The sequence below is a fragment of the Paraburkholderia sp. WS6 genome, assembly GCF_030464835.1.
Classification (GTDB): Bacteria; Pseudomonadota; Gammaproteobacteria; order Burkholderiales; family Burkholderiaceae; genus Paraburkholderia; species Paraburkholderia madseniana.
The window spans coordinates 1-24,951 of record NZ_JALQCK010000040.1 but is presented as its reverse complement, the minus strand read 5'-3'; the positions used below and the strand labels follow the sequence as shown (position 1 = coordinate 24,951).

Annotated in this window: 17 protein-coding genes and 1 pseudogene; 8 read left to right on the top strand and 10 right to left on the bottom strand. The window is 63.5% G+C overall.

Going from position 1 to position 24,951, the window contains the following annotated elements; all coding sequences use genetic code 11:
* Positions 1 to 4 precede the first annotated feature (4 nt).
* Entirely contained in the window at positions 5 to 820 is an 816-nt protein-coding gene (panB, locus tag M0D64_RS34380; protein ID WP_171926330.1) for a 3-methyl-2-oxobutanoate hydroxymethyltransferase, read from the top strand.
* A gap of 372 nt (positions 821 to 1,192) precedes the next feature.
* On the opposite strand, the gene pabB is transcribed toward panB, so the two are convergent.
* The 5 genes and pseudogenes from pabB to grpE all read right to left on the bottom strand — a co-directional run bounded on the left by pabB (position 1,193) and on the right by grpE (position 7,508).
* Entirely contained in the window at positions 1,193 to 3,073 is a 1,881-nt protein-coding gene (pabB, locus tag M0D64_RS34375; protein WP_266261088.1) for an aminodeoxychorismate synthase component I, read from the bottom strand.
* A 24-nt stretch (positions 3,074 to 3,097) separates the two neighbouring features.
* Entirely contained in the window at positions 3,098 to 4,240 is a 1,143-nt protein-coding gene (gene dnaJ / locus M0D64_RS34370) for a molecular chaperone DnaJ (protein WP_054040973.1), read from the bottom strand.
* Between the two features lie 268 nt (positions 4,241 to 4,508).
* Entirely contained in the window at positions 4,509 to 6,464 is a 1,956-nt protein-coding gene (dnaK, locus tag M0D64_RS34365; protein ID WP_154565841.1) for a molecular chaperone DnaK, read from the bottom strand.
* Positions 6,465 to 6,617: 153 nt separating this feature from the next.
* Positions 6,618 to 6,803, bottom strand: a pseudogene (locus M0D64_RS34360) (thioredoxin); the annotation flags it as partial.
* Between the two features lie 120 nt (positions 6,804 to 6,923).
* Positions 6,924 to 7,508: a nucleotide exchange factor GrpE gene (gene grpE, locus M0D64_RS34355; RefSeq protein WP_154565840.1), complete on the bottom strand. Its 585-nt coding sequence runs from the start codon at positions 7,506 to 7,508 to the stop codon at positions 6,924 to 6,926.
* A 379-nt stretch (positions 7,509 to 7,887) separates the two neighbouring features.
* Here grpE and M0D64_RS34350 point away from each other — a divergent pair, with 379 nt between their 5' ends.
* Entirely contained in the window at positions 7,888 to 8,049 is a 162-nt protein-coding gene (locus M0D64_RS34350) for a hypothetical protein (protein WP_012431795.1), read from the top strand.
* On the opposite strand, the gene M0D64_RS34345 is transcribed toward M0D64_RS34350, so the two are convergent.
* The 3 genes from M0D64_RS34345 to hrcA form a co-directional block, all read right to left on the bottom strand.
* Positions 8,021 to 8,428: an RNA-binding S4 domain-containing protein gene (locus M0D64_RS34345; protein WP_054040979.1), complete on the bottom strand. Its 408-nt coding sequence runs from the start codon at positions 8,426 to 8,428 to the stop codon at positions 8,021 to 8,023. The two genes, M0D64_RS34350 and M0D64_RS34345, sit on opposite strands and share 29 nt — an antisense overlap.
* 8 nt (positions 8,429 to 8,436) lie before the next feature.
* Positions 8,437 to 9,507: a ferrochelatase gene (hemH, locus tag M0D64_RS34340; RefSeq protein ID WP_154565839.1), complete on the bottom strand. Its 1,071-nt coding sequence runs from the start codon at positions 9,505 to 9,507 to the stop codon at positions 8,437 to 8,439.
* 175 nt (positions 9,508 to 9,682) lie between these two features.
* Complete coding sequence (hrcA, locus tag M0D64_RS34335; RefSeq protein ID WP_154565838.1) at positions 9,683 to 10,702, bottom strand: heat-inducible transcriptional repressor HrcA; 1,020 nt, start codon at positions 10,700 to 10,702, stop codon at positions 9,683 to 9,685.
* Positions 10,703 to 10,915: 213 nt separating this feature from the next.
* Between hrcA and M0D64_RS34330 the strand changes: the two genes are divergently transcribed.
* Together M0D64_RS34330 and recN are read left to right on the top strand one after the other, a co-directional pair.
* Complete coding sequence (locus M0D64_RS34330) at positions 10,916 to 11,818, top strand: NAD kinase (RefSeq protein WP_154565837.1); 903 nt, start codon at positions 10,916 to 10,918, stop codon at positions 11,816 to 11,818.
* A 96-nt stretch (positions 11,819 to 11,914) separates the two neighbouring features.
* Entirely contained in the window at positions 11,915 to 13,585 is a 1,671-nt protein-coding gene (recN, locus tag M0D64_RS34325; RefSeq protein ID WP_266261087.1) for a DNA repair protein RecN, read from the top strand.
* Positions 13,586 to 13,614: 29 nt separating this feature from the next.
* Here recN and glnE read toward each other — a convergent pair whose 3' ends face one another.
* Positions 13,615 to 16,407 carry a bifunctional [glutamate--ammonia ligase]-adenylyl-L-tyrosine phosphorylase/[glutamate--ammonia-ligase] adenylyltransferase gene (gene glnE, locus M0D64_RS34320; RefSeq protein WP_266261086.1) on the bottom strand — a complete coding sequence of 931 codons (2,793 nt, stop codon included), beginning with the start codon at positions 16,405 to 16,407 and terminating at the stop codon, positions 13,615 to 13,617.
* Between the two features lie 186 nt (positions 16,408 to 16,593).
* On the opposite strand from glnE, the gene M0D64_RS34315 reads away from it, so the two are divergent.
* From M0D64_RS34315 to tldD, 3 genes are all read left to right on the top strand, one after another.
* Complete coding sequence (locus tag M0D64_RS34315) at positions 16,594 to 20,775, top strand: YhdP family protein (RefSeq protein WP_266261085.1); 4,182 nt, start codon at positions 16,594 to 16,596, stop codon at positions 20,773 to 20,775.
* 128 nt (positions 20,776 to 20,903) lie between these two features.
* Positions 20,904 to 21,794, top strand: coding sequence for a carbon-nitrogen hydrolase family protein (locus M0D64_RS34310; protein ID WP_266261084.1), 891 nt, complete (start codon positions 20,904 to 20,906; stop codon positions 21,792 to 21,794).
* A gap of 96 nt (positions 21,795 to 21,890) precedes the next feature.
* A complete protein-coding gene (gene tldD, locus M0D64_RS34305; RefSeq protein ID WP_266261083.1) occupies positions 21,891 to 23,357 on the top strand; it encodes a metalloprotease TldD in 1,467 nt (488 codons plus the stop codon).
* A 206-nt stretch (positions 23,358 to 23,563) separates the two neighbouring features.
* On the opposite strand, the gene M0D64_RS34300 is transcribed toward tldD, so the two are convergent.
* Positions 23,564 to 23,719 carry a hypothetical protein gene (locus tag M0D64_RS34300; RefSeq protein ID WP_200571431.1) on the bottom strand — a complete coding sequence of 52 codons (156 nt, stop codon included), beginning with the start codon at positions 23,717 to 23,719 and terminating at the stop codon, positions 23,564 to 23,566.
* Between the two features lie 41 nt (positions 23,720 to 23,760).
* Here M0D64_RS34300 and aroG point away from each other — a divergent pair, with 41 nt between their 5' ends.
* Positions 23,761 to 24,834: a 3-deoxy-7-phosphoheptulonate synthase AroG gene (gene aroG, locus M0D64_RS34295; RefSeq protein WP_154565831.1), complete on the top strand. Its 1,074-nt coding sequence runs from the start codon at positions 23,761 to 23,763 to the stop codon at positions 24,832 to 24,834.
* Positions 24,835 to 24,951: the final 117 nt, after the last annotated feature.

Sequence of the window (24,951 nt, the reverse complement as noted above, 5' to 3'; positions counted from 1 at the left end):
CCCCATGACCTATTTGCAGGAAGCGAGCCGGAACGCCATCACCGTGCCGAAACTGCAGGCGATGCGCGACGCTGGCGAAAAGATCGCCATGCTGACCTGTTACGACGCAAGCTTCGCCGCGCTGCTGGATCGCTCCGGCGTCGACGTGCTGTTGATCGGGGACTCGCTCGGCAATGTGCTGCAAGGCCAGGCAACCACGCTGCCGGTCACGCTCACCGACATCGCGTATCACACGGCGAGCGTCGCGCGGGCGCGGCCCTCGGCGCTGGTGGTCGCCGACCTGCCGTTCGGTACGTACGGCACGCCGGAAGACGCCTTCAGGAGTTCCGTGGAACTCATGCGTGCCGGCGCGCAAATGGTGAAACTCGAAGGCGGTGAGTGGCTCGCGGACACGGTGCGCTTTCTGGTCGAACGGTCGATTCCGGTGTGCGCGCACGTCGGCCTGACGCCGCAATCGGTGCATGCGTTCGGTGGTTTCAAGGTGCAGGGCAAGACCGATGCCGGCGCGAGCCAGGTGCTGCGCGACGCGCTCGCCGTGCAGAATGCGGGCGCCCAACTGATCGTGATCGAAGCGATTCCCACGCTGCTCGGCGGTGAAGTCACCAAGCAATTGCGGATTCCGACGATCGGCATCGGCGCGGGTCTGGATTGCTCGGGTCAGGTGCTGGTGCTGCACGACATGCTGGGAATTTTCCCAGGCAAGCGGCCGCGCTTTGTGAAAGACTTCATGCAGGGGCAGCCGAACATTCAAGCTGCCGTGGAAGCGTATGTGCGTGCCGTGAAGGACGGCTCGTTCCCGGGGCCGGAGCACACGTTCTAACTACGCGGTCTGTTAGCGGATTACATCCATCGGGCGTAATTGCGCCCGTTTGGTGTGTTGTCCTGTTTTGTCCTATTTGGGACCCGTCCGATATCGACTGGAAACCTGATCGTCTATCTTCGTCTACCTTGTTAACGCGGCGCTGCCGCAAGCCGAAGAGAGATGACCATGAGCCCCTTTTGCCTGATCGACGTAGCGGAAATCCGCAATCACGCCACCGCACCGCATGACGTGCGGGAATCCACTTGGCACGCCCGCCTGTCCGGATGGATGGCCCGCTTGCTGCACGCTCGCCACAGTTGAGCCGCTGTGGCGGCATGCGTCACCCAAACCCGGTAGCACGGCTACCTCAAAAGCCTCGCCCCTCCCACCTTAGCCCAGCACGCGCGCCTTTACCGCGCCTCGCAGTGCGTTGCACACCAGAAGTGCTTCGGCATTCTGCACATCGACTCGAGTCAGCACGCGCTCAGCAGCGCGAAGGCCGGCATCCTCCAGCAACACACCTCGCATGATCCCGGGCAGCACGCCCGACTCTAATGGCGGCGTCCACCACCGTCCCGCCAGCTTCACAAACACGTTCGACCGGCCGCCTTCGGTCAACTCGCCGCGCTCGTTGAAGAACAGCGTGTCGAAAGCGTCTTTCGCTTCGGCTTCGCGCCAACCGCGATCGTATTCCGCGCGGTGCGTGGTTTTGTGGCGCAGCAGCGGATCATTGGCGTCCGTCGTGGGGAAATCGTGATCCGGCCCAAGCAGCACGCCGACCGTCGCATCAGCCAGCGGCGTCAGCACTGCCGCCGTTATTTGTGCCGCGCCGTTTTTGCTCAACGCGAGGCGCACACGGTGCGGGGTTTGCGTTGGCAACGCCGCGCATTTCTCCGCGATTTGCGCGCGAATTTCGTTTTCGTCGTCGAGTTTGAAACCCAGCGTCTCGGCGCTCGCGGAGAGTCGTGCGAGATGACGCGACAGATTCCGCACGCCCTCTTCCCGCGTCGCATACATCGTTTCGAAGAGCTCGAAACCCGGCTCGGCGCCGGTCAGAAAGCTGGCCTTCAATTGGCACTCCGCATATTCGTCGGCGGCGAGGCTGTCGAGCACGATGCCTGCGCCGACCCCCATCTTGCCTTGCAGTTCGCCTGGTTGTGCGGTCGGGGTTAAGGTCAACGTGCGGATCGCGACAGATAGGCAGAAGTTGCCGCAGGCGTCTTCGCTTGTGGTGGCATCGAGCCAACCGATCGCGCCTGTGTAAAGACCCCGCGGCGTGCTTTCCAATTCCTCGATCAACTGCATCGTGCGATGCTTCGGCGCACCGGTGATCGAGCCGCATGGAAACAGCGCACGCATGATCGTGGCGAAAGACGTGCCGGTGCGCAACGTCGCATGCACCGTCGACGTCATCTGCCAGACCGACGCATACGGCTCGACCGAAAACAGCGCCGGCACACTGACCGAGCCTGTCTGCGCCACACGCGACAGATCGTTGCGCAACAGGTCGACGATCATCACGTTTTCGGCGCGATTCTTCGCGTCGTTGGCGAGGAAATCGGCGGCGCCGCGATCCGCGTCAGGATCTTCCGAGCGCGGCGCCGTGCCTTTCATCGGACGGGCGCGCAGCAGCGCCCCTTCCTTCTCGATGAACAGCTCCGGCGAGCACGACAGCACCCACTCGTCGCCCGGCAACGCGATCAACGCGCCGTATGGAACCGGCTGACGCACTCGCAGCCGCCGATAAAGCGCGGTCGGCGAGCCGAATACATCGAAACCAAGCCGATACGTGTAGTTGACCTGATAAGAATCGCCCGCGCGCAGGGCGGCATGGATCGCATCGATCGCTTCGTTGAATTGCTTTGGATCGACGCTCGCGCGCACGTTTGCGGTACCCGCTACCGACGCCTCTGCCGTCCCGCCGTCGCGCGCCATGAGCCACGCGTCGACCTCGTCGCGCGACAGCTTCTCGCAACGTTCGAACAATAAAAAACGCAGCGTAGCATCGCCACGCTGCGTTTCTTTCAATGCCTGGTGAGAAAGGCCGCCGTCCAGAAGATGCCGGCCAAACTCATAGTCGGCGAGCACGACGGCATGCAAACCACGCCGCGTATCCGCGGCCACGGTCTCGCACACGACTTCGAGTTGCGCGGCGTCCGCGCAAACCCGCTCATGCACAAAACCCATGTACAGACGACTCGAACGGCGCGCCGCCGTCGCGTCGCAATCGTCGAGCAACGCGAACACTGCATCGCGCTCATCTGCCGTCATGCTTACCGCCACATCAAACCGCTATTAATCGAAGAAGCTCTTTACCCGATCGAACCAGCTCTTGCTCTGCGGGCTATGCCGTGCGCCGCCTTCCACGAGTGCCTTCTCGAATTGCTGAAGCAACTCGCGCTGCGGCTCCGTGAGCTTGACCGGCGTTTCGACTTGCACGTGCACGTAAAGATCGCCGGCAATGCTCGAGCGCAGACCCTTGATCCCCTTGCCACGCAAACGGAACGTCTTGCCCGACTGCGTGCCTTCCGGCACCGTGAAGCTCGCGCGGCCCGCGAGGGTCGGCACTTCGATTTCGCCGCCGAGCGCCGCCGTGGTAAACGGAATCGGCATCTGGCAATGCAGGTCGTCGCCGTCGCGCTCGAATACCGAGTGCTGCTTGATGTGAATCTCGACGTACAGATCGCCCGATGGACCGCCGTTGATACCCGGCTCACCGTTGCCGGCCGAGCGGATGCGCATGCCGTCGTCGATACCTGCCGGGATCTTCACTTCCAGCGTCTTGGTTTCCTTCACCTTGCCCGCGCCGTGGCAATGGCCGCACGGCTCAGGGATATAAGTGCCGGTGCCGTGGCACTTCGGGCAGGTCTGCTGGATGCTGAAAAAGCCCTGCGACATCCGCACCGAACCCGAACCGCTGCAGGTCGGGCAGGTTTCCGGCTTGGTGCCGGGCTTCGCGCCCGAGCCGTGACAGATTTCGCACGACACCCAGCTCGGCACGCGAATCTGCGTGTCGTAGCCGTGCGCGGCCTGTTCCAGCGTGATTTCCATGCTGTAGCGCAGATCGGCGCCGCGATACACCTGCGGGCCTGCGCGGCCGCCACCGCCGCGTGCGGCGCCGCCGGCCGCCTGGCCGAAGATGTCGCCGAAAATATCGCCGAACGCATCGGCAAAACCGCCGAAGCCCTGCGCACCGGCTCCGCCCATGTTCGGATCGACGCCCGCGTGGCCGTACTGATCGTACGCGGCACGCTTTTGCGAGTCCGACAGCATTTCATAGGCTTCCTTCACCTCTTTGAAATGCTCTTCCGCATCCTTGTTGCCGGGATTGCGGTCGGGGTGGTGCTTCATCGCAAGCTTGCGATAAGCCTTCTTGATTTCGTCGTCGCTCGCGTTCTTTGCGACGCCCAGAACCTCGTAGTAATCCCGTTTCGCCATATCGGTTCAACGCCACTCGCGCAATGCGACGCGGTGGCTCCTCTTGAATGCTGGAGTCTTGCGACTCGTCCGGCCGCTGTTTCCCGCCGCTTTCACGCGACTCAAAACAACGCCCTCCATAAAACAAATGTGCCCGGAGAGCCCAAAAAGGCTCACCAGGCGCGATAACCGCTTTGCAGGTTCATGCACCCGGACGGGAGCAAACCGTTTTGCAGCCAGGCCGCACACATCGCTGTGTGCGGCTTTACGGTCAGATTGCGACCCGGCTTTAGTCTTTCTTCACTTCCTTGAACTCGGCGTCGACCACATCGTCCTGCTGCTGGTGGCTCGCGCCACCCGCCGATGCGCCCGCACCTGCCGCGCCCGCTGCCGCAGCTTCGGCACCTTGCGCAGCTTGCATGTCGGCGTACATCTTCTCGCCCATCTTCTGCGAGGCGGTGGCCACCACTTCGATCTTGGCTTCGATCGCGGCCTTGTCGCTCGAACCGCTCTTCAGCGTTTCTTCGAGGTCCTTCAGCGCGGTTTCGATCGCTTCCTTCTCCGCGGCGTCCAGCTTGTCGCCGTATTCGGTGAGCGCCTTCTTCGTGCTATGGACCAGCGCGTCGCCCTGGTTGCGGGCATCAGCCAACTCACGCAGCTTGTGATCTTCTTCCGCGTTCGCTTCGGCGTCCTTCACCATCTTCTCGATTTCGGCTTCGGACAGACCCGAGTTCGCCTTGATCGTGATGCGGTTTTCCTTGCCGGTCGCCTTGTCTTTCGCGCCGACGTGCAGAATGCCGTTCGCGTCGATGTCGAAGCTCACTTCGATCTGCGGCGTGCCGCGCGGTGCCGGCGGAATGCCTTCGAGGTTGAACTCGCCCAGCAGCTTGTTGCCCGCTGCCATTTCGCGTTCGCCCTGGAACACCTTGATCGTCACGGCGCCCTGATTGTCATCGGCCGTCGAGTAGACCTGTGCGTGCTTGGTCGGGATCGTGGTGTTCTTGTTGATCATCTTCGTCATCACGCCGCCGAGCGTTTCGATGCCGAGCGACAGCGGGGTCACGTCGAGCAGCAGAACGTCCGTGCGGTCGCCCGACAGAACCTGGCCTTGAATCGCGGCGCCAACGGCCACGGCTTCGTCCGGGTTCACGTCACGGCGCGGTTCCTTGCCGAAGAACTCCTTGACCTTGTCCTGCACCTTGGGCATACGCGTCATGCCGCCGACCAGAATCACGTCGTCGATCTCGCCAACCTTCACGCCTGCGTCCTTGATCGCCGTGCGGCACGGTTCGATGGTGCGTTCGATCAGTTCTTCAACCAGTGCTTCGAGCTTGGCGCGCGTAATTTTCAGGTTCAAGTGCTTCGGACCCGACGCGTCGGCCGTGATGTACGGCAGGTTGATTTCGGTCTGCTGGCTCGACGACAATTCGATCTTCGCCTTTTCAGCCGATTCCTTCAGGCGTTGCAGCGCGAGCACGTCTTTCGACAGGTCTACGCCCTGTTCCTTCTTGAACTCGCCGATGATGTAATCGATGATGCGTTGGTCGAAGTCTTCACCGCCGAGGAACGTGTCGCCGTTCGTGGACAGCACTTCGAACTGCATTTCGCCGTCAACGTCAGCGATTTCGATGATCGATACGTCGAACGTACCGCCGCCAAGGTCATACACCGCGATCTTGCGGTCGCCCTTTTCGGCCTTGTCCAGACCGAATGCCAGAGCGGCTGCGGTCGGTTCGTTGATGATCCGCTTCACCTCCAGACCGGCGATGCGGCCTGCGTCTTTGGTAGCCTGACGCTGGCTGTCGTTGAAGTACGCGGGAACCGTAATCACGGCTTCTGTGACCGGCTCGCCGAGGTAATCTTCAGCGGTCTTCTTCATCTTGCGCAGCGTTTCCGCGGAGATTTGCGGCGGTGCGAGCTTCTGGTCGCGCACTTCGATCCATGCGTCGCCGTTATCGGCTTTCATGATCTTGTACGGCATCAGAGCGATGTCTTTCTGCACTTCCTTTTCTTCGAAGCGGCGGCCAATCAGGCGCTTGACCGCGTACAGCGTGTTCTTCGGGTTCGTGACCGACTGACGCTTCGCAGGCGCGCCGACGAGAATCTCGCCGTCTTCCATGTAAGCGATGATCGACGGCGTGGTGCGCGCGCCTTCCGAGTTCTCGATCACCTTGACCGAATTGCCTTCCATGATCGCCACGCACGAGTTGGTCGTGCCGAGGTCGATACCGATGATTTTGCCCATTTTTACTAATCTCCTGACTTTGATCGCTGCGGGAATCGCCGTTTTTGCCCATCTGGCGGTACGGCGATCCGCTCTGAATTCCTACCTGCACTCAACATAAGTGCGTCCGCATCGTTTTCAAGACCTCTTTTACGATGCGGTCTTTAATTTTTTTCAATCGGTCGAACTTTTGCCGCTTTTTTCACCATTTGCCGTACTGCCGACCACATTGCCCGCACGGATCTTGTCCCGCGCGACCGCGACCGCCGCCTCGAACTGCCCAAGGCCGTGCCAGCCGGTAGCCTGGCCAAGCCGCTTGCCTCGGTAAAAGAAGAACCATGTGGACACGCCGTGAAGCATGACCGCAGTGGCGTCGACGGGAATGTTGGCCATCACGGCGCCTGTCAGACGGACCGGCTGATAACCGCGTCCCTGATGCGGCGTCTGAGGCAGCTCGCGCTGCGCGCCTCAGATGCTTGCTTACTTCGGCGCCGCGACAGTCACGAGGGCCGGACGCAGCACGCGGTCGGCGATCACGAAGCCTTTTTGCAGCACAGCAACGACGGTGTTCGGTTCCTGGTCGGCCGGCACCATCGAAATAGCCTGGTGGCGGTGCGGGTCGAACTTCTCGCCAACCGGGTTCAGGGCAACGACGCGGCCCTTCTCCAGCGCGCCGGAGAGCTGGCGCAGCGTGAGTTCGACACCTTCACGGACCTTTTGCAGGTCGTCGGACGAGTGGGCAACCGCCGCTTCAAGGCTGTCGACCACCGGCAGCAAATGCTCAGCGAAGCTTTCGATCGCGAACTTGTGGGCCTTGGCGACGTCTTCCTGGGCGCGGCGGCGCACATTCTCAGTCTCCGCCTTCGCCCGCAGGAAGCTTTCCTGCATCTCGGCAAGCTTCGCCTCTGCTTCGGCCAATGCGGCTTCCACGCCAGTTGCCGGCGCTTCAGGCGCAGCGTTTGCAGCGGTGTCCTGCTGGGATGCTGCAGCCTCGGCGGCCTGGCGCGCGGTTTCGTCGGCGGGCGTGGGATTCTGGCTCGTCGGGTTCTCTTGCGTGTTTTCCATGTCGCTGACAGTCGTTAAAAGGTTAAAGCTAGTGGTGGCGGCAACGCGTCAAAAGCTGTCGCAATTTGTGCGTTGCAAAATTGCGACAGACAACTTGGTGCGTGAGCGCGTATCGAAACGGCAGATGGGGCCGGAAAGACCCAATTCAAGCGCATCTCCCGGAACTTTTCACACCGCGGACGTGCGGCAGAAATGCCCGGTTACAACCATTATTGCGTCGCAATCAGATTGAGATTGAGTGCGCCCAACAAGTGGCCTATGCTCCATTAAAGCGTCGGAAAAGACACGTTAACCCTAATCTAACGTAAGCCTTACCGATAATTTTCAATTACCACCTGATTCGCCTGTTTCCGTCTCGAATCTTCCCAAGGGGAGTACCGTGAAGCTGACCTTTGCAATATCGGTGGTCGCATTGGTACTGATCGCGGGCACCACGACCATCTGCATGTCCGGGGCCGTCAACGATCACACCACCGAGTACGGCGGTGTGCACGCGACGATGGAACAATTGTTCAATCCCCACCTGAAAGTTTGTCGATAGTGCGCCGGTCGCGCTTGGTCGGCCTGCCGTGCAAAGCGGCGGCCGGTTCTCGGTATGTCTTGCGCCGCTCCTGCTCGACCTGCCGCTTCACCTTGCTCTCTTCCGTTTCCGCATAAAGCGTCTGCGCGACGCTGGCCGGGCCGCGCACGTCGCATACGCCCAGCACTTCCACCTGCCAGACAATCCGCTCGATTTCTATCTCGACCAGGTCGCCTACGCGCACCTCCTTGGCCGGTTTGACACTCGCGCCGCCGATGCGCACGTGCGCTTTTTCGACGGCATCCGCCGCGAGCGAGCGGGTCTTGAAGAAGCGCGCCGCCCAAAGCCATTTGTCGATGCGCAGCTTCGCGCCCGGTTCGGTTGAAATCCTGTAATTCATGAGCCTGCTTAAGCCCCAGTCGTGTGCGGCACCGGCACCGCTTGCACGGGCCAGCCCTGCAGATTCTGCGCGACGATCTCGCCGAGCGCGGCGATCCACGGCTGCGAGGCGTTCAGGCAGGGAATTCGATGGAATTCCTTGCCGCCCGCCTGCAGGAACTCGTCGCGCACCTCCATGCCGATTTCTTCAATCGTTTCAAGGCAGTCGGCGGTAAAACCCGGACAGAACACGTCGGCACGCCGCACGCCCGCCGAGCCCAATTCCTTCAGCGTGGGGGCGGTGTACGGCTGCAGCCACTCAGCCTTGCCGAAGCGCGACTGAAACGTGACGCGGCATTCCACCTGCGTCAATCCCAGCGCCTGCGTCAACAACGCGCCGGTCTGCTGGCATTGCTCGTGATACGGATCGCCGAGATCCATCGTGCGCTTGGGCACGCCGTGAAAACTCAGCACCAGCTTGTCGCCTGCCGCGAAATCCGGTCGGCCGTGCTGATGCCAGTAGTGGTGCACCTGAGCGGCGAGCGCGGCGATATACGCCGGATGATCGGCGTACTGGCGCACCGTGCGGATTTCCGGCTGATTCCGCATGCGCTTGAGGGCAGAAAAAGCGTCGTCGAACGCCGTGGCCGTGGTCGACGACGAGTATTGCGGATACATGGGCATCAGCAGCACGCGCTCGGCGCCCGCCAGCTTGAGCTGGTTCAGCATGGCCGGAATGCCGGGCGTGCCATAGCGCATCGCGTAGTCGACCAGCACCGTGTAATCGTTCAATTGCAGCAGATGGCGCAAACCCTCCACCTGCTTCTCCGTGAAGACACGCAGCGGCGAGCCTTCCGGCATCCACACGGCCGCGTACTTCTTTGCTGACGCGGGGCTCCGGAACGGCAAAATCAACACGCGCAGGATCACCTGCCAGAGCAGCGCCGGAATTTCGACCACACGCGGATCGGACAGGAACTGCGCAAGATAGCGCCGGACCGCACGCGGTGTCGGCGCGTCGGGCGTGCCGAGATTGATCAGCAACACGGCCACACGATGTGACGTGGCGTTCTGCGATGGCCGCTCGAGGTCGAAGCGCATAGGCAGCAGGGATAACCGCTTTGGGCGGAGAGTCGGTTCAGGTGGAATTCATTATAGCGGCGCGGTCCATTGCGAGGTCCGCCAGGGACCCCTGGCCATTCGGCCAATTGGCAAGCCGCGCGCTGTCGCGCATCATTTGCAGCATGAGGTGTGCGGCAGCCACGGTGACCGCAGGTTACTGTTGACTAAGCGTCAGCGAAAGCAACCGCGCGGTGATGTCCACGATTGGGATCACGCGGTTGTAGGCCATGCGGGTCGGCCCGATCACGCCAAGCGTGCCGACAATCTTGCCGTTCACCTCATAAGGCGCGGTGACGACGCTCATTTCCTCGATCGGCACGAGATTCGACTCGCCGCCAATGAAAATCTGCACGCCCGCGGCGTGACTCGACACGTCGAGCAACTGAAGGAGACTGGTCTTTTGGTCGAACACATCGAACAGCTTGCGCAGGCGCGCCATGTCCGACGAAAGGTCGGCGACTTCGAGCAGGTTGCGCTCGCCGGAAATCAACACGTGTTCGCCGGTGTCGGTTTCATCCGTGCTGGCCGTGACCGCGGCGTGCATCAGCGTGGTCATGTCGCCGCGCAATTCGTCGATTTCTTCGCGCAGGCGGCGGCGCACGTCGTCGAACGAGAGGCCCGCGAAGTGCGCATTGATGTAATTGGAGGCTTCCACCAGTTGCGACGGCGAAAAGTCGCGCTGGGTGGCCATAATGCGGTTCTGCACGTCGCCCTCGGGCGTCACGATGATCAGCAGGATGCGCTTGTCCGACAGGCGCATGAATTCGATCTGCTTGAACACGTGGCTGCGGCGCGGCGTGAGCACCACACCGGCGAACTGCGACAGATTGGACAGCACGCTGGCCGCCGCGGCGACGACTTTCTGCGGCTCGCCCGCCTGCAGCGTAGTCTTGACGATACGCATCACCGCTTCTTCGTCCGCGGCGGATTCCACCGTCAGCATGGTATCGACGAACAGCCGGTAACCGCGCGGCGTCGGAATCCGGCCCGCCGACGTATGTGGACTGATTACGAGCCCCAGGTCCTCGAGATCGGACATCACGTTGCGGATCGTGGCCGGGCTCAGTTCGAGGCCGGAATAGCGTGACAACGTGCGCGAGCCGACCGGCTGACCTTCGGCGATGTAGCGCTCGATCAGCGTTTTGAGGAGGGTTTGTGCGCGGGGATCTAGCATGACGGAAAATTTTAGCTCAATGACGCGGCTACAGCGAGCGCTAACGGCGCCAACCCCTGACTATCGCGCCGCCGGTTGGCGGGGCGGGGCATGTCATCAAGGTTTCACCATTCTAACGATAATCGCCCAATGCGCCGGCAGCGCGCTTGCGCAGGCTCGCTACCGGGTCTGTCTGCGGTTCTTTTCAGGCCCTACCTATGGTGTAATGCCGGCATGCAAGTGACCAGCCAGTTCAAGACCGTCGCGCTCGTCGGGCGCAACAATACGCCGGGCATCGGCGAGCCGCTGACCGAGCTCGCCTCGTGCATCGCGAGGCGCGGCTTCGAGGTCGTATTCGAAGCCGACACCGCCGCCGAAATTGGCGTAACCGACTATCCGGCGCTGCGTCCCGCCGAGATCGGCGCGCGCGCCGACGTTGCCGTGGTGCTAGGCGGCGACGGCACGATGCTAGGCATTGGGCGCCAGCTCGCGCCCTACCGCACGCCGCTGATCGGCATCAACCACGGCCGGCTCGGCTTCATTACCGACATTCCGATCTCCGACATGCGCGAGATCGTGCCGCAAATGCTCTCAGGCAACTTCGAGCGCGAAGAGCGCATGCTGCTCGAAGCGCGCATCATGCGCGACGGCGCCCCGATCTATCACGCACTTGCCTTCAACGACGTGGTGGTCAACCGCAGCGGTTTCTCGGGGATGGCGGAACTGCATGTCTCGGTGGACGGGCGCTTCATGTACAACCAGCGCTCGGACGGCCTGATCGTCGCCACGCCAACGGGTTCGACCGCCTACGCGCTGTCCTCGCAGGGGCCGATCCTGCATCCGCAATTACAAGGCATCGTGCTGGTGCCGATTGCGCCGCATGCGTTGTCGAACCGGCCAATCGTGCTGCCGGACGACTCGAAGGTGAGCATCCAGATCGTCTCGGGCCGCGAAGTGAACGTCAATTTCGACATGCAGTCGTTCACTTCACTGGAATTGGGCGACACGATCGAAGTGCGCCGCTCGCGCCATACGGTGCCGATGCTGCATCCGGTCGGCTACAGCCATTTCGCGACGCTGCGCAAGAAGCTGCACTGGAACGAATACCCGTCGCACGAAGAAGATACCAAGCCCTGAACGGCCCGAAACGCCGGAAAGCCGGAATGCCGGGCCGCCGGAACACGAACGCCGCCGCTGCCGAACCCTGAATCTCAAGCTCACCAGACGACCTCCATGCTTCGCCACCTCTCGATACGCGACTTCGTCATCGTCGCCGCGCTCGACCTCGAATTCGACAGCGGCTTTACCGTTTTCTCAGGCGAAACAGGCGCCGGCAAGTCGATCCTGATCGACGCACTGGCCCTTGCGCTCGGTGCCCGCGCCGATGCGAACGTGGTGCGCACCGGCGAGAGCCGTGCCGACATCACCGCGGAATTCGAGACGCATGCGCAAGTCGAGCAATGGCTCGACGAGCAGGCGCTCGGCACGACCGCCGACGACGGCCATCACGGCGGCACCGTCATGCTGCGTCGCGTGGTGGACGCGAACGGCCGCTCGCGCGCGTTCATCAACGGCACGGCGGCGACGCTCGCGCAGTTGCGCGAAGTCGGCGAGATGCTGGTGGATATTCACGGGCAGCATGCGCATCAGTTGCTGATGCGTCCGGACGCGCAGCGCGAGCTGTTCGACACCCATGCCGGCCTCACGGAAACCGCTGCAACCGTCACGCGTACATGGCGGTCGTGGCGCGAAAAGATTCAGGCTGTCGAGCACGCGAAAACGCGCGATCGCGAGCTGCAACTGGAGCGCGAGCGGCTCGCCTGGCAGCTCACCGAGCTGGACAAACTTTCGCCGCAACCAGGCGAGTGGGAAGAGGTCAACGCCGAACACCGGCGCCTGTCGCACTCGGCCAATCTGATCGACGGCGTGCAAGGGGCGCTCGGCGCGCTGTCCGAATCTGATGAGGCGATGATCACGCATCTCGCCTCGATCGTGTCGAAAGTGCGCGACCTCGCCGAGATCGACCCGGCGCTGAACGATGTGCTGGCGGCGCTGGAACCGGCGGAAATCCAGTTGCAGGAAGCCGCCTATTCGCTCAGCCACTACGCGCAGAAGCTCGAACTGGATCCAGACCGGCTCGCCCAGGTCGAAAAGCGTCTCGACGCGCTGCACTCGGCCGCACGCAAATTCCGCCTGCAACCCGAGACGCTGCCGGAAGAACACGAAGCGCGTCGCGCGCAACTTGCCGCGCTCGACGCCGCCGCCGATCTCGACAGCCTCCACGCGGCCGAAGCCAAAGCCAAAGAAGCCTTCCTCGCAGAAGCGAAAAAACTGTCGAAGGCGCGCGCCAAGGCCGGCAAGGCCTTGGGCGCAGCAGTGACCACTGGCATGCAGGAACTGTCGATGAAAGGCGGCAGCTTCGAGGTGGCGCTGGTCCCGTTGCCGGAAGGTGGCGCGCACGGGCTCGAACAGGTCGAATTCCGCGTCGCCGGTCACGCCGGCGTGCCGCTGCGGCCGCTCGCGAAAGTCGCCTCAGGCGGGGAACTGGCGCGGATCAGTCTCGCTCTGGCGGTCATTGCGAGCGCCGCGAGCCCGACACCAACCCTGATCTTCGACGAAGTGGATACGGGAATCGGCGGCGGCGTCGCCGAAGTGGTTGGGCGGTTGCTGCATCAACTGGGGCAAGCGCGTCAGGTGCTGTGCGTCACGCACTTGCCGCAAGTCGCCGCGCGCGGCGACCATCATTTCCAGGTGGCGAAGTCGGGCAACGGCAAGGGCGGCACGGTCAGCAGCGTGACCTCGCTCGACCGCGCGAGCCGCGTCGAAGAAGTCGCTCGGATGCTCGGCGGACTGGAGATCACCGCCACCACCCGCAAGCACGCGAAGGAAATGCTGGCGGCTTAGGAACGCGGGCCGGAAATCATTGCGAAGCTTCAGCCAAACACCCGCTCCCACAGCCTCAGCACCGCTTCGCGCTCAGTCACTACCAGCGCCGGATCGACCCGCGCCTTCTCCATCCCGTCCAGCCGCAGTTGGTGCTGCAACTTCCGGTAGGTCCGATAGGCCGCCCCGACCGTCTCCGCTTCCGCCTCGCTCATCAGGCCGAAGCGCGACACCTCACGCAGCAGCGCGATATTGCCGGTATTGCGGATCAGTTCGGGATCGCTCGCCGCATGCAGCAGCACCCAGTACTGCACGGTAAATTCGATATCGACCATGCCGCCGCGATCGTGCTTCAGGTCGAACAGCGCCGTATGGTTCGGATGCCCCGCCTCCACGCGCTCGCGCATCTCGACGATTTCCTTCGCGAGCGGTTCGGCCTCGCGCGGCGTGGTCAGCACCTGTTCGCGAATCTGCTCGAATTTCGCGCCGATTTCGGCGTCGCCCGCGCAGTAGCGCGCGCGGCTCAATGCCTGATGCTCCCACACCCACGCCGTGTTGGCGGCATCGCCTTCACGCAGTTGATAACGGCGGAACGCGTCCAGATCGGTGACGAGCAGGCCCGACTCGCCGTTTGGCCGTAGCCGCAAGTCGACATCGAACAAGGTGCCAGCGCCGGTCGCCGTCGTTAGCCAGGTGATGAGGCGGCGGGTGTAGGTGGCATAGACGTCGGCGGCAGCATCGTCCGGATCGTCGTAGAGGAAGATGACGTCGAGGTCGGATGCGTAGCCGAGCTCCTTGCCGCCCAGCTTGCCGTACGCGATCACCGCAAACTTCGGCACCTCGCGATGGCGTTTGGCCAATTGGTTCCAGACAGCTTCGAGCGTGACGTCGAGCACGACGTCGGCAAGCTCTGACAGGCGGTCGCTCACATGCTCGACGCTCAGCCTGCCGGCCAGATCGATCAGCAGGATGCGGAACACCTCGGCCTGGTGCGCGTGGCGCAGCAGGTCCATCTGTTGCTCGATGCCATCCGCCGCGGCCAGACGCAAGCGCAGCGTGCGCTTGAATTCAGGCCAGTCGAACGGACTGTCCATCGCCTCGTCGTCGAGGAGTTCGTCGAGCAATTGCGGGTGGCGGATCAGATAGCCGGCGGCCCAGCGCGAACCACCCAGCACCGACAGCACCCGATGCAGCGCCTGTGGATATTCCGTCAACAGCGCGAGGTACGCGCCGCGCCGGCTCACGGCTTCGAGCAGGTCGAAGAAACGCGCCACCGTATCGCCGCGCCGTTCGAGCGGCTCCAGGGTACGCGCGGCTTCCAGCGCACGCTGCGCGACGATATCGAAGCGCTGGCGGCTACGCTCGGCGAGCCCCGCGTAACGCGATGACTGCCATATCGCCCGCAAGCGCGCCAGCAGCTCGTCCGGCTCGGACACACCCAGTTCAATCAGGCGCGCGCGAAGCGCGTCCTCAGCGCTGTCGTCGGCGAGCGCGCTGCTCCAGACCCACGCCGCCGCGCCGTCTTCCGGTGCGCCGCAGCCATCGCGACCGCTCACCTTGTCGGCGAAAATCTGGTCGAACTGCTGCTCGACGAACTCGCGATGCGCGTCGAGCTTGAGCATCAACGCGGCATAGTTGTCGCAACCCATTGCTTGCGCGAGCGCCACGCGCTCCTCAGGATCGACCGGCATCGCGTGAGTTTGCGCGTCGTTGCGGTATTGCAGGCGGTGTTCGAGTTCGCGCAGGAAGCGGTAGGCCTGTGAAAGCTTCACGCAGACCGAGGTATCGAGCAGCCCGTGCGTGGCCGCGTGCCGCAAGACAGCGAGCGTCGGACGCACCCGGAAGCCGGCATCCTGCCCGCCGCGGATCAGCTGGAACACCTGAGCGCTGAATTCGATTTCGCGGATGCCGCCGCGGCCCAGCTTGATGTCGTCAGCCTTGTCGGGCCGCATCGAGGCACGCCGCTGTGCTTCCTGGCGAATCTGCAAATGCAGCGCACGGATTGCGCTGATCACACCGAAGTCGAGATAACGCCGATAGACGAACGGCGTGACGATCGCGTCGAGCTGCTTCTGCAACCGCCGCGCAGCGTCGCTCGCGCCTTCGGACACGAGCCGGCCCTTGATCCACGCATAGCGCTCCCACTCGCGGCCCTGCACGTAGAAATACTCTTCGAGCATACCGAGGCTGCACACGAGCGGCCCCGAATCGCCGTTCGGCCGCAAGCGCATATCGACGCGGAACACGTAACCGTCGGCGGTCACCTCGGCCAATGCGCCGATCAGGCGCTTACCCAGACGCGTAAAAAAGTCCTGCGTCGCGATCGGCGAACGCTGACCGCCCGCGGTCTCACCGTCCTCTTCATAAATGAAGATCAGATCGATATCCGACGAAACATTCAGCTCACGCCCGCCCAGCTTGCCCATCCCGACCACGCCGAGTGCGAGCCGCTCGCCCTGCGGTCCGCGCGGTTCGCCGTAGAGCGTTTCGAGCTCGGCGGACACGACCGCGAGCGCGCGTTGGATTGTCGTCTCCGCCAGATCGGTCATCGCGCCGGTGACTTCGGCGACATCCGCCTCGCCCGCCAGGTCACGCTCCATCACGGCGCAAAATACCTCAGTGCGCAATTGGCGCAAGGCCCGTTTGAGTGCATCCTCACTCAACGGGCCGTCGCCCGCGCCGGCTGCCTCGGCACACAGCGCGTCAAAGCGCGCGTCGATCCGTTCTCGCGTGAGGGGTGCGGAGGCGAGCGCCACCACCTGCGCCACGATTTGCGGACGGGCCGCCGCGGCACGCGCCGCGTAATGTGAATAGCTGGAACTCAGGAGTGTTGCGTCAGTCATCAAGGGTCTGGCTCGCTCGTTGCTTTATCAGCGTTGTTCAGTTCGCCGCAGCACACGGGTCCCGCGGCCTCGCGCAGGTCGCGAGACGGCATGGAGAAAGGGTTTGCCGGAGGTCCGCCGACGCTTTCCCGTGTGTTACATTTCGTCGTTAATTCGCAAAACTACCATACGCCCACCCGCCGCAGCATGTCCGAGCGAAACGAATCCGCCGACCCGCACGAAACCAGGCAGGTCCGGCCCGCGAGCGGAAGCGCCCACATGGTGCTGCATCGGACGTCCCATGTAGTGCTGGCGCTCGCACTCGCCTTCTACTTTATCGCGGCGGGTCTGTTTCTCGGTTTGCGTTATGTACTGCTGCCGCGCGTCGACTCGTTCCGTCCGCGCATCGAAGCCATCGTTTCCGAGAAACTGCACACACAGTTCACCATCGGCAAGCTGGCGCCGCATTGGAGCGGCTTTCAGCCGGGCCTCGACGTCACCGATATCGTCATCCGCGACCCGGAAGGCAAAGCGGCGCTGACCATTCCGCATGCCACCGCCGCGCTCTCGTGGAAGTCGCTCTGGCAGTTCCATCCCGCGCTTTCTAGCCTGATCGTCGATCAACCGGACGTGCTGGTGTCGCGCAGCAGCGACGGCGTGATCTCGGTGGCGGGCGTGCCGGTGCCCACCCGGCACAGCGGCAACGACACCCTGTCCACTTGGCTGTTGCGCCAACAGGCAATCGTGGTGCGCGGCGGCGTGCTGCGCTGGCGCGATGCCCAGCATGACGCGCCGGAGCTTGCCCTGAGCGACATCCGGATCGCGATTCTCAACGACGGCTACGATCACCGGCTCGCGTTGCAGGCGCCCGCCGACGGCCATGTCCTGCACGGGCCGATCGACTTCCGTACGCATTTCAAACACGCCCGCCTCTCCGCGATCGGCAAGCCGGTCAACTGGGCCGGCCAGGTCTATATGTCGACCGGTCCCGTCGATCTGCCGACTCTCGCGCGCTACATCAATTTCCCGATCGAGATGTTCGCCGGCCGCATCGACAACGCGATCTGGGCTGACTTCGCCGACGGCCGCATGAAGTCGGCGAGCGGGCAGTTGGCCGGCACGGACGTCTCGATGCGGGTCCGCCCGACCCAGCCCAAGCTGGTGGTGCCGATCGCCAATTTCTCGTGGGGTCTCGAAGTCGACCAGGGCGACTACACGCTGCAACTGAACCACTTGCGCGCCGAGCTCGGCCAACCGCCGCTCGACGACGGCACGCCGCTCACCCGCACCCTCGCGCTAACCACGCTGCACGGCCGCTACCGGACCGCCTCGCTGCAGCATGGGCAACTCGTCAGCGTCAGCGGCGACCGCGTCGACCTGGGCATCCTCGCCGAATTCAGCCGCGCGCTGCCGCTGCCGCGGCCCCTGCTGAACAACCTGCTGCGCTTCAATCCCCGCGGCATGGTGTCGAACTATGTGATCGAGGTCGAACGCGGCAAACCGGAGTCCGGCGAAGCGGGCAGCGACCACCGGCCAAGCGGCGCCGAACCGATCGAGCGTTATCGTTTCAAGGGCGACCTGCAAGGCATCAGCGTTGCCGCGCAGGAACCGCCGCCGGGGCTCACCCCGCTGAATCACCCGCGCGCGGGCATTCCCGGCATCGAAAACCTGTGGGGCAGCGTCGACGCCGACGAAAACCACGGCACCGCGACGCTCAACACCTCCAACGTCGCGATTACGCTGCCGGGTGTGTTCGACGACCCGCGCCTGACACTCGACCGCCTGCATGGCCGGGCGGACTGGACCATCACGCCGAAGGCGCCGGGCGAGAATCACCCGGCCTTCACCGTCAAGCTGGCCGACTTCGGCATCTCGAACGCGGACGCCGACGCCACCGCCACCGTCGATTACAGCAACCCGGGCCATGGGCGCGGTTCGCTCGACCTGAAGGCCGACTTCCAGCGCGCGCAGGTCACACGCATCGTCCGCTATCTGCCGACCAGCATCAGCGAAAAACTGCGCATCTACCTGGGCCATGGGCTGCAAGCCGGCATCTCGCGCGGCGCGACGATCGAAATACACGGCGATCTGACCAAATTCCCCTACTCGCGTGCCCCGGAGGCCGGGGTCTTCCATATCGTCGCGCCTTTCAAGGGCGGCAAGTTCGACCCTTCGCCGTACCCGCCGCGCAAGATGAAGAACGGCACGCCGAACGTGTGGCCGCCGCTGGATGGCATCGACGGCGTGTTCGAACTCAAAGAGAACGTGCTGCGCTTCGATATCGACCGCGCCCATTACAAGCGGGTCGCTTTAAACAAGGTGAACGGCAGGATCGACGATCTCGGCACCAAGGCGTCGAACCTCGTCATCGATGGCAACGGCCGTGGGCCGCTTGCCGACATGCTCGACTACGTCAACGAAAGCTCGCTCGGCATCATGTCCAAACATGCGACCGAGAAAGTGCGCGCCGAAGGGCCCGCCGCGCTGGCGCTCAAGCTGACCGTGCCGCGCACGCCGAAGCCGCATATCGCCGTGGAAGGCGCAGTGGGCTTCCAGAATAACCGTTTGACGGTCGATAACGTGCCGCCGTTGTCGCAACTGAACGGCAAGGTGCGTTTTACCGAGCATACGGCGCAAGTCGACCGGCTCTCGGGCCAGTTCCTCGGCGGCGACGTGCACGCGAATGGCGGCCTGAAGCAGGACGGCACGTATGCACTCGACCTCGGCGGCCATATCGCCGTCGACGCCGCGCGCGGCCTGAATCTGCATGGTCCGACCGCGCAGGTCCTGACGCGCATGAGCGGCAGCGCGCCTTATGCGCTCAACGTGCGCGGCGCCAAGGGGCGGTTGCCGGAAGTCACGGCGAACTCCGATCTGACCGGCCTCGCGCTCGACTTCCCCGCGCCGTTCAACAAGCCTGTCGGCACGCCGATGCCGCTGCACTTCGCGGTCAGCCCCTACGCCAGCGCAAGCGAAGCCGGCCTGGAACGGGCCGACCTCACCTTCGGCCCGATCGCCGCCACCTACCTGCTGCGTTACCAACCGAAAACGCCGCCGACGGTCGTGAGCGGCGCGATCGGCGTCAACAAGCCCGCCGACCTGCCGTCCGAGGGCGTGATCGCCGCCGTCGACGTCGAAGCGTTCGATGCCGATGCCTGGCGCGCGCTCGTCACGCAGATGCGCAACAAGGACGCGCCCGCAGCCGCGCCGGCCACGCCTAATCCGACCCTCGCGCAATTCCTGCCGAGCCGCTTCGCGGTGCACGTCGGCACGCTGACACTGCTCAAGCGGCACTGGGACAGCGTGATCGTCGGCGCTTCGCATGCGGACGGCAAATGGCAGGCCAACATCGCGTCGAACCAGGTGTCGGGCCACGTGTCCTGGCTGCCGGGCGCCAACAAGGAATCGCCGGGCACGCTGCAGGCGCGCTTTGCCCGTGTGGTGATCCCCTCCGCCACGGATAAAGACCTGCTCGGCCAGGCCATTTCGGCGCCGGCGCAGAACATGCCGTCGATCGATCTGGTGGTCAATGAGTTGATCGTGCGCGATCGCGACATAGGCCGGCTCGAAGTGGACGCACACAACTTCGAAGAAGACGGTGTGCCGGTCTGGCAACTCGACAAGCTGGACATCACCAATCCCGCCGCCACGCTGACCGCCACCGCGAACTGGCGCACGTCGACGGGTCTCGGCAACACCGCCGACGAAGCGACGCCGCGCCGTACGGTGTTCGATTTCAAACTCGACATCAAGGACGCCGGCGCGCTGCTGGAGCGCTTCGGCCAGCCGCGCACGCTCAAGGCCGGCAGCGGCTCCCTCTCGGGCAAGGTGGTGTGGCGCGGCGGCCCGACTACCATCGACTACCCGACGCTCAACGGCAATCTGGCCGTCGATCTGCGCCATGGGCAGATTCTCAAGGTCGACCCGGGCGTCGCGAAACTGTTGGGCGTGCTCAGCCTGCAAAGCCTCGCGCGCTTCGCCACGCTCAATTTCCGCGACGTGATTGGCGAAGGGCTGCCTTTCGAGCACGTCACCGGCACGGGCGAAATCCACAATGGCATTGGCCGCACCGAGAACTTCGAGATGGTGACGGCGCCGGCCCGCGCTGAGATGAAGGGCTCGGTGGATCTGGCGCAGGAAACCCAGGATCTGCACGTGCAGATCGTGCCGACCGTCAGCGCCGGCGCCGCCGTGATCGCCGCGACCGTGATCAATCCGCTGCTCGGGCTGGGCGCGCTGGTGGCCGATCTGGCGTTCAGCAAATCGGTCTCCACGGCGTTTGCACGCGAGTACGCGATCACCGGTCCGTGGTCGAAACCGCACATCGAGCGGGTGAAGAGCGATCGCGGTAAGATGGACGCTCCGGCTTCGACCGTGGAAGCGCACTGAGCCCGATCCGATCCTGTGTTTGATCAGAAGAGCGCCGTGCCGCGCCTCAGTCCCCAGCCAGCCTTGAACGACGTATGCGGCGCCAACGGTTCGCGCCGCCGCCTTGCCGGGAGTTTTTCGAAACGCTCATGAGCGAAACACACGTCTCTTCATCCTCGTCCACCGCTTCGTCCACTGCCGCGCCCAGCGCGGCGTCCAGCGGATCTTTCGAAAGCGTGTTCCGCGTGGCCGCGCTGCAAATGGTGAGCACGCCGGATCGCGAACGCAATCTGGCCGAAGCGGAACGGCTGATTGCCGAAGCCGCCGCCGACGGCGCGCAACTCGTCCTGCTGCCCGAGTACTTCTGCTTCATGGGCTTCAAGGACACGGACAAGCTCGCCGTGCGCGAGCCCTACCAGGACGGCCCGATCCAGCGCTTTCTCGCCGACGCTGCGCGCCGCCACAAGGTATGGGTGATCGGCGGCACCTTGCCGTTGATGTCGCAGGAACCGTCGCGCGTGCTGAACACCACGCTGGTGTTCGACCGGCAAGGCAACGAGGCCGCGCGCTACGACAAGATCCATCTGTTCAACTTCGAAAAGGGCGAAGAATCGTTCGACGAGGCGCGCACCATCTGCCCCGGCGGCGAAGTCCGCACCTTCGAGGCGCCGTTCGGGCGGATCGGCCTGTCGGTCTGCTACGATTTGCGCTTTCCGGAGCTGTACCGGCGCATGGGCGACTGCGCGCTGATCGTGGTACCGTCGGCGTTCACTTACACCACCGGCCGCGCGCATTGGGAGATGCTGCTGCGCGCCCGGGCGGTCGAAAACCAGTGTTACGTGCTAGCCGCCGCGCAAGGCGGCAAACATGAAAACGGCCGCCGGACATGGGGCCACAGCATGCTGATCGACCCGTGGGGCGAAGTCGTCGCGGTGCGCGACGAAGGCGCCGGCGTGGTGACCGGCAATCTCGAGCGTGCGCGCATCGACGAAGTGCGGCAGAGCCTGCCCGCCTGGCGTCACCGCGTGCTGAGCTGCTGATGTGTTACCTGACATTGAAAGTGCGGCGCTCGTCACTCATATAGTGGTGATGCAAGCGCTAACCGAATCCTTCGTATCGAGCAGAACATACTTCGCATGAACATCATCGAACCCGGTATCCGTAATCTCGCCACCGCCAAGGACATCCTCCTGACGCCCTACGGTCTCGACGAAGCCCTGCTCACCCGCACGCTCGCCGAAATCTTCACGCACAAGATCGACTACGCCGACCTGTACTTCCAGTACACGCGCAGCGAAGCGTGGAGTCTCGAAGAAGGCATCGTGAAGTCGGGCAGCTTCAGCATCGACCAAGGTGTCGGCGTGCGCGCCGTGTCGGGCGATCGCACTGCCTTTGCGTATTCGGACGATCTGTCGCCCGAAGCGATCCGTCAGGCGGCGCTCGCCACCCGTTCGATTGCCAAGGCGGGCGGCGGCAAGCAGAAGATCAAGGTGGCCTCGTCGTTGACCGGCATTGCCGGGCGCGATCTGTACCTGCCGTCCGATCCGCTGCACTCGCTCGACGCGACCGCCAAGGTCAAGCTGCTCGAGCGCATCGAACAGATGGCGCGCGGCCGCGATCCGCGCATCCAGCAAGTGATGGCAGGCCTCGCCGGCGAATACGACGTAGTGCTGGTCGCGCGCAGCGACGGCGGCTTCGCGGCCGATATCCGTCCGCTCGTGCGCGTATCGGTCACGGTGATCGCCGAACAGAACGGCCGCCGCGAAATCGGCAGCGGCGGCGGCGGCGGCCGCTTCGACTACGGCTATTTCACTGACGAAGTGCTGTCGAGCTATGTCGACGACGCTGTGCATGCAGCGCTCGTGAACCTCGACGCCCGCCCGGCTCCGGCCGGCGCGATGACTGTTGTGCTCGGACCGGGCTGGCCCGGCGTGCTGCTGCACGAAGCGATCGGCCACGGCCTCGAAGGTGACTTCAACCGCAAGGGGTCCTCGGCGTTCGCGGGTCGGATCGGCGAGCAGGTTGCGGCCAAGGGCGTGACTGTGGTCGACGACGGCACACTGCCGAACCGCCGCGGCTCGCTGAACATCGACGACGAAGGCAATCCGACCCAGTGCACGACGCTGATCGAAGACGGCATCCTGAAGGGTTACATCCAGGACACGTTGAACGCCCGGCTGATGAAGATGCCGGTCACCGGCAATGCGCGCCGCGAATCGTATGCCGCGCTGCCGATGCCGCGCATGACCAACACGTACATGCTCAACGGCGACAAAGACCCGCAGGAAATCATCGCGTCCGTGAAGAACGGTTTGTATGCGGTGAACTTCGGCGGCGGCCAGGTCGACATCACGAACGGCAAGTTCGTGTTCTCGGCCTCCGAGGCGTACATGATCGAAAACGGCAAGGTCACCTACCCGGTCAAGGGCGCGACGCTGATCGGCAGCGGGCCGGAATCGCTCAAATTCGTCAGCATGATCGGCAACGACATGAAGCTCGATTCGGGCGTCGGCGTGTGCGGCAAGGAAGGCCAGAGCGTGCCGGTGGGCGTCGGTCAGCCGACGCTACGTATCGACAAGATGACGGTCGGCGGTACAGCCTGATTTTGATGTAGACGCATACTTCGTGCATACAATGCGCGAAGTATGCGGATTTACCGCATTTTTGCATCCCGCAGCTTGTCAGCCGAGCTTGCACGGGTTATAAAGTCACTCACCCTTTTTGACCAGCGACCCAATTTCGCCATGTCCGCCAAGTTTTACTTTTACTTTTTTTGGCATCTCAGACCGCTGGCGGATCGAGAGGGGTGTTAGTGCACGCAAGACACCCAGAATTCACGAAAACCGCCAGCTAGCCTGGCGGTTTTTTTTCGCCTCACGCCTTTGAAACTTTTGCCGTTGAAATCTTTTTGATTGTTGTTCGCCGTGGCATCGCTGCCCGATTGCCGTCTGATCGCAGCCTTCATTGCCCGCGCGAACACGCTACGACCGATTCAGGAGAATAAACATGCCCCCGCACAACACCGACGATGTCCGCATCCGCGAATTGAAAGAACTCACGCCGCCCGCTCACCTGATTCGCGAATTCGCCTGCGACGAGACGGTGTCCGACGTGATCTACAACTCGCGCAACGCGATGCATCGCATCCTGCACGGCATGGAAGACCGTCTGATCGTCATCATCGGACCGTGCTCGATTCACGATACGAAGGCGGCGATGGAATACGCCGGGCGTCTCGTCGAACAGCGCAAGCGCTTCGCCGGCGAACTCGAAATCGTGATGCGGGTGTACTTCGAAAAGCCGCGTACGACGGTGGGCTGGAAGGGTCTCATCAACGACCCGCACATGGACAACAGCTTCAAGATCAACGACGGCCTGCGCACCGCGCGCGAGTTGCTGCTGCGTATCAACGAACTCGGCCTGCCGGCCGGCACCGAATACCTCGACATGATCAGCCCGCAGTACATCGCCGATCTGATCTCGTGGGGGGCGATTGGCGCGCGGACGACCGAATCGCAAGTGCACCGCGAACTGGCATCGGGACTGTCGTGCCCGGTCGGCTTCAAGAACGGCACTGACGGCAACGTCAAGATCGCCGTCGACGCGATCAAGGCCGCGTCGCAGCCGCACCATTTCCTGTCGGTCACCAAGGGCGGCCACTCGGCGATCGTCTCGACCGCCGGCAATGAGGACTGCCACATCATCCTGCGCGGCGGCAAGACACCGAACTACGACGCGGACAGCGTCAATGCGGCATGCGCCGATATCGGCAAGGCAGGCCTCGCGGCGCGTCTGATGATCGATGCGAGCCATGCGAACAGCTCGAAGAAGCACGAGAACCAGATTCCGGTGTGCGCGGACATCGGCCGCCAGATTGCTTCGGGTGACGAACGGATTATCGGCGTGATGGTGGAATCGCATCTGATCGCGGGCCGCCAGGATCTGCAGGAAGGCTGCGCGCTGACCTACGGCCAGAGCATCACCGATGCGTGCATCGGTTGGGACGAAAGCGTCGCCGTGCTGGAAGGTCTCGCCGAAGCAGTCAAGCAACGGCGTGTGGCGCGCGGCAGCGGCAACTAAAAAGTCTCTGCGCGCCTCTGCGCGATCGCTGTAGTTGACTCAACGAAAACCCGGCTCATGCATTATTCCCCCCAGCAAGGAATACATAGTTCTGTAACGCTGAGCGGAATTCACTTC

Excerpts from the sequence above, each read along its gene's own strand:
- hrcA (WP_154565838.1), bottom strand. The coding sequence starts at position 10,702 with ATGCTAGATCCCCGCGCACAAACCCTCCTCAAAACGCTGATCGAGCGC.
- glnE (WP_266261086.1), bottom strand. The coding sequence starts at position 16,407 with ATGACTGACGCAACACTCCTGAGTTCCAGCTATTCACATTACGCGGCG.
- M0D64_RS34345 (WP_054040979.1), bottom strand. The coding sequence starts at position 8,428 with ATGAATTACAGGATTTCAACCGAACCGGGCGCGAAGCTGCGCATCGAC.
- M0D64_RS34315 (WP_266261085.1), top strand. The coding sequence starts at position 16,594 with ATGTCCGAGCGAAACGAATCCGCCGACCCGCACGAAACCAGGCAGGTC.
- panB (WP_171926330.1), top strand. The coding sequence starts at position 5 with ATGACCTATTTGCAGGAAGCGAGCCGGAACGCCATCACCGTGCCGAAA.
- recN (WP_266261087.1), top strand. The coding sequence starts at position 11,915 with ATGCTTCGCCACCTCTCGATACGCGACTTCGTCATCGTCGCCGCGCTC.
- aroG (WP_154565831.1), top strand. The coding sequence starts at position 23,761 with ATGCCCCCGCACAACACCGACGATGTCCGCATCCGCGAATTGAAAGAA.
- hemH (WP_154565839.1), bottom strand. The coding sequence starts at position 9,507 with ATGCGCTTCGACCTCGAGCGGCCATCGCAGAACGCCACGTCACATCGT.
- pabB (WP_266261088.1), bottom strand. The coding sequence starts at position 3,073 with ATGACGGCAGATGAGCGCGATGCAGTGTTCGCGTTGCTCGACGATTGC.
- grpE (WP_154565840.1), bottom strand. The coding sequence starts at position 7,508 with ATGGAAAACACGCAAGAGAACCCGACGAGCCAGAATCCCACGCCCGCC.
- dnaJ (WP_054040973.1), bottom strand. The coding sequence starts at position 4,240 with ATGGCGAAACGGGATTACTACGAGGTTCTGGGCGTCGCAAAGAACGCG.
- M0D64_RS34310 (WP_266261084.1), top strand. The coding sequence starts at position 20,904 with ATGAGCGAAACACACGTCTCTTCATCCTCGTCCACCGCTTCGTCCACT.
- dnaK (WP_154565841.1), bottom strand. The coding sequence starts at position 6,464 with ATGGGCAAAATCATCGGTATCGACCTCGGCACGACCAACTCGTGCGTG.
- tldD (WP_266261083.1), top strand. The coding sequence starts at position 21,891 with ATGAACATCATCGAACCCGGTATCCGTAATCTCGCCACCGCCAAGGAC.
- M0D64_RS34300 (WP_200571431.1), bottom strand. The coding sequence starts at position 23,719 with ATGAAGGCTGCGATCAGACGGCAATCGGGCAGCGATGCCACGGCGAAC.
- M0D64_RS34330 (WP_154565837.1), top strand. The coding sequence starts at position 10,916 with ATGCAAGTGACCAGCCAGTTCAAGACCGTCGCGCTCGTCGGGCGCAAC.